Origin of the sequence: Paraburkholderia oxyphila NBRC 105797, from assembly GCF_000685075.1 — a bacterium.
Classification (GTDB): Bacteria; Pseudomonadota; Gammaproteobacteria; order Burkholderiales; family Burkholderiaceae; genus Paraburkholderia; species Paraburkholderia oxyphila.
The window spans coordinates 1-6,148 of sequence record NZ_BAYD01000210.1; the positions used below are offsets into that span (position 1 = coordinate 1).

Sequence of the window (6,148 nt, forward strand, 5' to 3'; positions counted from 1 at the left end):
TCTTTAAAAATTTACAGCCGATAAGTGTGGGCGCTTGATGAGTTTCAGCGGCCTGACGGTCCTTCGGGGCAGTCAGGAGTAGCGAAAGTATCAAGAGTCTCACACTAAAGTAAGTCAGGTTTTTGAATTTATTCAAATTCCTGTCAGCTTTGAGTGAGCGACCGGTTTCTAACGAAACCGAAAACAGTAACAGGTTTGAACTGAAGAGTTTGATCCTGGCTCAGATTGAACGCTGGCGGCATGCCTTACACATGCAAGTCGAACGGCAGCACGGGTGCTTGCACCTGGTGGCGAGTGGCGAACGGGTGAGTAATACATCGGAACATGTCCAGTAGTGGGGGATAGCCCGGCGAAAGCCGGATTAATACCGCATACGATCTACGGATGAAAGCGGGGGATCTTCGGACCTCGCGCTATTGGGGTGGCCGATGGCGGATTAGCTAGTTGGTGGGGTAAAGGCCTACCAAGGCGACGATCCGTAGCTGGTCTGAGAGGACGACCAGCCACACTGGGACTGAGACACGGCCCAGACTCCTACGGGAGGCAGCAGTGGGGAATTTTGGACAATGGGGGCAACCCTGATCCAGCAATGCCGCGTGTGTGAAGAAGGCCTTCGGGTTGTAAAGCACTTTTGTCCGGAAAGAAATCCTCTGGGTTAATACCCCGGGGGGATGACGGTACCGGAAGAATAAGCACCGGCTAACTACGTGCCAGCAGCCGCGGTAATACGTAGGGTGCGAGCGTTAATCGGAATTACTGGGCGTAAAGCGTGCGCAGGCGGTGATGTAAGACCGATGTGAAATCCCCGGGCTTAACCTGGGAACTGCATTGGTGACTGCATCGCTGGAGTATGGCAGAGGGGGGTGGAATTCCACGTGTAGCAGTGAAATGCGTAGAGATGTGGAGGAACACCGATGGCGAAGGCAGCCCCCTGGGCCAATACTGACGCTCATGCACGAAAGCGTGGGGAGCAAACAGGATTAGATACCCTGGTAGTCCACGCCCTAAACGATGTCAACTGGTTGTCGGGCCTTCATTGGCTTGGTAACGTAGCTAACGCGTGAAGTTGACCGCCTGGGGAGTACGGTCGCAAGATTAAAACTCAAAGGAATTGACGGGGACCCGCACAAGCGGTGGATGATGTGGATTAATTCGATGCAACGCGAAAAACCTTACCTACCCTTGACATGTACGGAACCCTGCTGAGAGGTGGGGGTGCCCGAAAGGGAGCCGTAACACAGGTGCTGCATGGCTGTCGTCAGCTCGTGTCGTGAGATGTTGGGTTAAGTCCCGCAACGAGCGCAACCCTTGTCCCCAGTTGCTACGCAAGAGCACTCCGGGGAGACTGCCGGTGACAAACCGGAGGAAGGTGGGGATGACGTCAAGTCCTCATGGCCCTTATGGGTAGGGCTTCACACGTCATACAATGGTCGGAACAGAGGGTTGCGAAGCCGCGAGGTGGAGCCAATCCCAGAAAACCGATCGTAGTCCGGATCGCAGTCTGCAACTCGACTGCGTGAAGCTGGAATCGCTAGTAATCGCGGATCAGCATGCCGCGGTGAATACGTTCCCGGGTCTTGTACACACCGCCCGTCACACCATGGGAGTGGGTTTTGCCAGAAGTGGCTAGTCTAACCGCAAGGAGGACGGTCACCACGGCAGGATTCATGACTGGGGTGAAGTCGTAACAAGGTAGCCGTATCGGAAGGTGCGGCTGGATCACCTCCTTTCCAGAGCTCATCGCGAAGCTTGTTAAAGCGCTCACACTTGTCGGCTGTAGAAAAGACAGACTCAGGGGTCTGTAGCTCAGTCGGTTAGAGCACCGTCTTGATAAGGCGGGGGTCGATGGTTCGAATCCATCCAGACCCACCACTTTGTCTGCATAAGGCGAAAGATGATCCCTTGAGTATGCATGACTGGGGGATTAGCTCAGCTGGGAGAGCACCTGCTTTGCAAGCAGGGGGTCGTCGGTTCGATCCCGTCATCCTCCACCAATCCTCAATGCACAGCGTTCTGCAGAGATACTGCAGAGCATTTCGCATTGGCGATTGAGCCAGTCAGAGCGATGTGAGTAAAACCATATCGGCTGTCGTTCTTTAACAATCAGGAAGAAGTAGTAAAGAGATTCATTCGAAAGCGGGCAGAGATGACCGTCGAGTAGATGAATCAGGGTTGTGATTGTATCGAAGTATTTTTAAGTTCCTCGAAAGGAGGGCTTTGGAATACGGCACAACGCGAAAACTCAGCCTGTAACGAGTAGTCCTGAAGCGAGCAATCGCCGCAAGACACACCCGTTATAGGGTCAAGCGAACAAGTGCATGTGGTGGATGCCTTGGCGATCACAGGCGATGAAGGACGCGGTAGCCTGCGAAAAGCGGTGGGGAGCTGGCAAACAAGCTTTGATCCACCGATATCCGAATGGGGAAACCCACTCCGTATGGAGTATCCGTGACTGAATACATAGGTCACGTGAAGCGAACGCGGCGAACTGAAACATCTAAGTAGCCGCAGGAAAAGAAATCAACCGAGATTCCCAGAGTAGTGGCGAGCGAAATGGGACCAGCCTGCATTCTTTATCTGTACCGTCAGCCGAACGCTCTGGAAAGTGCGGCCATAGTGGGTGATAGCCCCGTAGGCGAAGGCGGAATGGAAGAACTAGGTATGCGACAAGTAGGGCGGGACACGTGAAATCCTGTCTGAAGATGGGGGGACCATCCTCCAAGGCTAAATACTCGTGATCGACCGATAGTGAACCAGTACCGTGAGGGAAAGGCGAAAAGAACCCCGGGAGGGGAGTGAAATAGATCCTGAAACCGCATGCATACAAACAGTCGGAGCCTCGCAAGGGGTGACGGCGTACCTTTTGTATAATGGGTCAGCGACTTACATTCAGTGGCAAGCTTAACCGAATAGGGCAGGCGTAGCGAAAGCGAGTCCGAACAGGGCGTCCAGTCGCTGGGTGTAGACCCGAAACCAGGTGATCTATCCATGGCCAGGTTGAAGGCACGGTAACACGTGCTGGAGGACCGAACCCACTAACGTTGAAAAGTTAGGGGATGAGCTGTGGATAGGGGTGAAAGGCTAAACAAACCTGGAAATAGCTGGTTCTCTCCGAAAACTATTTAGGTAGTGCCTCGTGTATCACCTTCGGGGGTAGAGCACTGTCATGGTTGAAGGGTCCATTGCGGATTACTTCGCCATAGCAAACTCCGAATACCGAAGAGTGCAATCACGGGAGACAGACATCGGGTGCTAACGTCCGGTGTCAAGAGGGAAACAACCCAGACCGCCAGCTAAGGTCCCCAAATATGACTAAGTGGGAAACGAAGTGGGAAGGCTAAAACAGTCAGGAGGTTGGCTTAGAAGCAGCCACCCTTTAAAGAAAGCGTAATAGCTCACTGATCGAGTCGTCCTGCGCGGAAGATGTAACGGGGCTAAGTCATATACCGAAGCTGCGGATGCGAGCTAGTCTCGCATGGTAGGAGAGCGTTCCGTAAGCCTGCGAAGGTGCGTTGAAAAGCGTGCTGGAGGTATCGGAAGTGCGAATGCTGACATGAGTAGCGATAAAGGGGGTGAAAGGCCCCCTCGCCGTAAGCCCAAGGTTTCCTACGCAACGTTCATCGGCGTAGGGTGAGTCGGCCCCTAAGGCGAGGCAGAAATGCGTAGCTGATGGGAAGCAGGTCAATATTCCTGCACCATTGTTGAATGCGATGGGGGGACGGATCGCGGAAGGTTGTCCGGGTGTTGGAAGTCCCGGTCCTTGCATTGGAGAAGGCGCTTTGGCAAATCCGGGCGCGGAATTCAAGGGTGCGAGGCCATCCACCTAGGTGGAGAAGCAACTGGAAGTGGTTCCAAGAAAAGCCTCTAAGCTTCAGTTCAACAGTGACCGTACCGCAAACCGACACAGGTGGGCGAGATGAGTATTCTAAGGCGCTTGAGAGAACTCGGGAGAAGGAACTCGGCAAATTGGTACCGTAACTTCGGGATAAGGTACGCCCTGGTAGCTTGACTGGCTTGCGCCAGAAGGGTGAAGGGGTTGCAATAAACTGGTGGCTGCGACTGTTTAATAAAAACACAGCACTCTGCAAACACGAAAGTGGACGTATAGGGTGTGACGCCTGCCCGGTGCCGGAAGATTAAATGATGGGGTGCAAGCTCTTGATTGAAGTCCCGGTAAACGGCGGCCGTAACTATAACGGTCCTAAGGTAGCGAAATTCCTTGTCGGGTAAGTTCCGACCTGCACGAATGGCGTAACGATGGCCACACTGTCTCCTCCCGAGACTCAGCGAAGTTGAAGTGTTTGTGATGATGCAATCTCCCCGCGGCTAGACGGAAAGACCCCATGAACCTTTACTGCAGCTTTGCATTGGACTTTGAACCGGTTTGTGTAGGATAGGTGGGAGGCTATGAAGCGTGACGCTAGTCTGCGTGGAGCCGTCCTTGAAATACCACCCTGATCTGTTTGAGGTTCTAACCTTGGTCCGTGATCCGGATCGGGGACAGTGCATGGCAGGCAGTTTGACTGGGGCGGTCTCCTCCCAAAGGGTAACGGAGGAGTACGAAGGTACGCTAGGTACGGTCGGAAATCGTGCTGATAGTGCAATGGCATAAGCGTGCTTGACTGCGAGACTGACAAGTCGAGCAGGTGCGAAAGCAGGTCATAGTGATCCGGTGGTTCTGTATGGAAGGGCCATCGCTCAACGGATAAAAGGTACTCTGGGGATAACAGGCTGATACCGCCCAAGAGTTCATATCGACGGCGGTGTTTGGCACCTCGATGTCGGCTCATCTCATCCTGGGGCTGTAGCCGGTCCCAAGGGTATGGCTGTTCGCCATTTAAAGAGGTACGTGAGCTGGGTTTAAAACGTCGTGAGACAGTTTGGTCCCTATCTGCCGTGGGCGCTGGAAGTTTGAGGGGGCCTGCTCCTAGTACGAGAGGACCGGAGTGGACGAACCTCTGGTGTACCGGTTGTGACGCCAGTCGCATCGCCGGGTAGCTATGTTCGGAAGAGATAACCGCTGAAAGCATCTAAGCGGGAAACTCGCCTCAAGATGAGACTTCCCCGGGGACTAGATCCCCTTGAAGGGTCGTTCGAGACCAGGACGTTGATAGGTCAGGTGTGGAAGCGCAGTAATGCGTTAAGCTAACTGATACTAATTGCCCGTAAGGCTTGATCCTATAACAGGTGTGTCTGCCTCCGCAGAGGAGGAAAGAGGACGCACAGGTTGAGAGATCGCGTGTTGTGCCGGAAACAACACAACCCCAATTCAGCAACACCTCTTTACGCTTCTTCCAGATTGGCTGTGGCGCGAACACAAAGCGCGACGCAGCAACCCGTCAAGCCTGATGACCATAGCGAGTCGGTCCCACCCCTTCCCATCCCGAACAGGACCGTGAAACGACTCTACGCCGATGATAGTGCGGATTGCCCGTGTGAAAGTAGGTAATCGTCAGGCTCCTTATTGCGAGACCCCGGCCCTAAAAAGCCGGGGTTTTTGCTTTTCCGCTCTCCCTATAAGTGAGAGCGTTGTGGGTTCTGCGCCGAACAAAGTGCTTGACACTGATCGGAACTTACCCCATAATCATCAGTTCTCTACGGAGGGGTGCCCGAGTGGCTAAAGGGGGCAGACTGTAAATCTGTTGGCTTACGCCTACGTTGGTTCGAATCCAACCTCCTCCACCAGAATTCAGCTGTAGTTGTTAGTGTCGGGAATCGACAGTAGTCAACAAACTTCGCGGGTGTAGCTCAATGGTAGAGCAGAAGCCTTCCAAGCTTACGACGAGGGTTCGATTCCCTTCACCCGCTCCAGCGAAATGAAGTAAATGCCCATGTGGCTCAGTGGTAGAGCACTCCCTTGGTAAGGGAGAGGTCGGCAGTTCGATCCTGCCCATGGGCACCAGCCGGTATCTAGCAGGCCTCAGAGGCCTCGCATCGAGCAGGCAGCAGCAACCAGTGATTGTTTGCGCGCCCCGCGCAACGTACGGAAAAATCCTCTTAGGAGTCGAAAATGGCCAAGGGTAAGTTTGAGCGGACCAAGCCGCACGTGAACGTGGGCACGATCGGTCACGTTGACCACGGCAAGACCACGCTGACGGCGGCGATCACGACGGTTCTGACCGCGAAGTTCGGCGGCGAAGCGAAGGCA

Annotated in this window: 1 protein-coding gene, 5 tRNA genes and 3 rRNA genes; all 9 read left to right on the forward strand. The window is 54.1% G+C overall.

The features are described 5' to 3' along the window. Nucleotides 1-197 precede the first annotated feature (197 nt). Nucleotides 198-1,730: ribosomal RNA gene (locus tag BO1_RS47855) — 16S ribosomal RNA — on the forward strand. A gap of 65 nt (nucleotides 1,731-1,795) precedes the next feature. Further along, nucleotides 1,796-1,872 (forward strand) — tRNA-Ile (locus tag BO1_RS55850). 46 nt (nucleotides 1,873-1,918) lie between these two features. After that, nucleotides 1,919-1,994 (forward strand) — tRNA-Ala (locus tag BO1_RS47860). Between the two features lie 306 nt (nucleotides 1,995-2,300). Next, nucleotides 2,301-5,180 (forward strand): 23S ribosomal RNA (locus BO1_RS47865). A 164-nt stretch (nucleotides 5,181-5,344) separates the two neighbouring features. After that, a 5S ribosomal RNA gene (gene rrf, locus BO1_RS47870) occupies nucleotides 5,345-5,458 on the forward strand. Together the 16S, 23S and 5S rRNA genes with 5 tRNA genes alongside form the textbook arrangement of a ribosomal RNA operon. Nucleotides 5,459-5,599: 141 nt before the next feature. After that, nucleotides 5,600-5,685 (forward strand) — tRNA-Tyr (locus BO1_RS47875). A gap of 52 nt (nucleotides 5,686-5,737) precedes the next feature. After that, nucleotides 5,738-5,811: transfer RNA gene (locus tag BO1_RS47880), tRNA-Gly, on the forward strand. Between the two features lie 16 nt (nucleotides 5,812-5,827). After that, a tRNA-Thr gene (locus tag BO1_RS47885) sits at nucleotides 5,828-5,902 on the forward strand. Nucleotides 5,903-6,010: 108 nt separating this feature from the next. Then, on the forward strand, nucleotides 6,011-6,148 hold a 138-nt coding region (locus BO1_RS47890), incomplete at its 3' end, for a GTP-binding protein (RefSeq protein WP_028222192.1).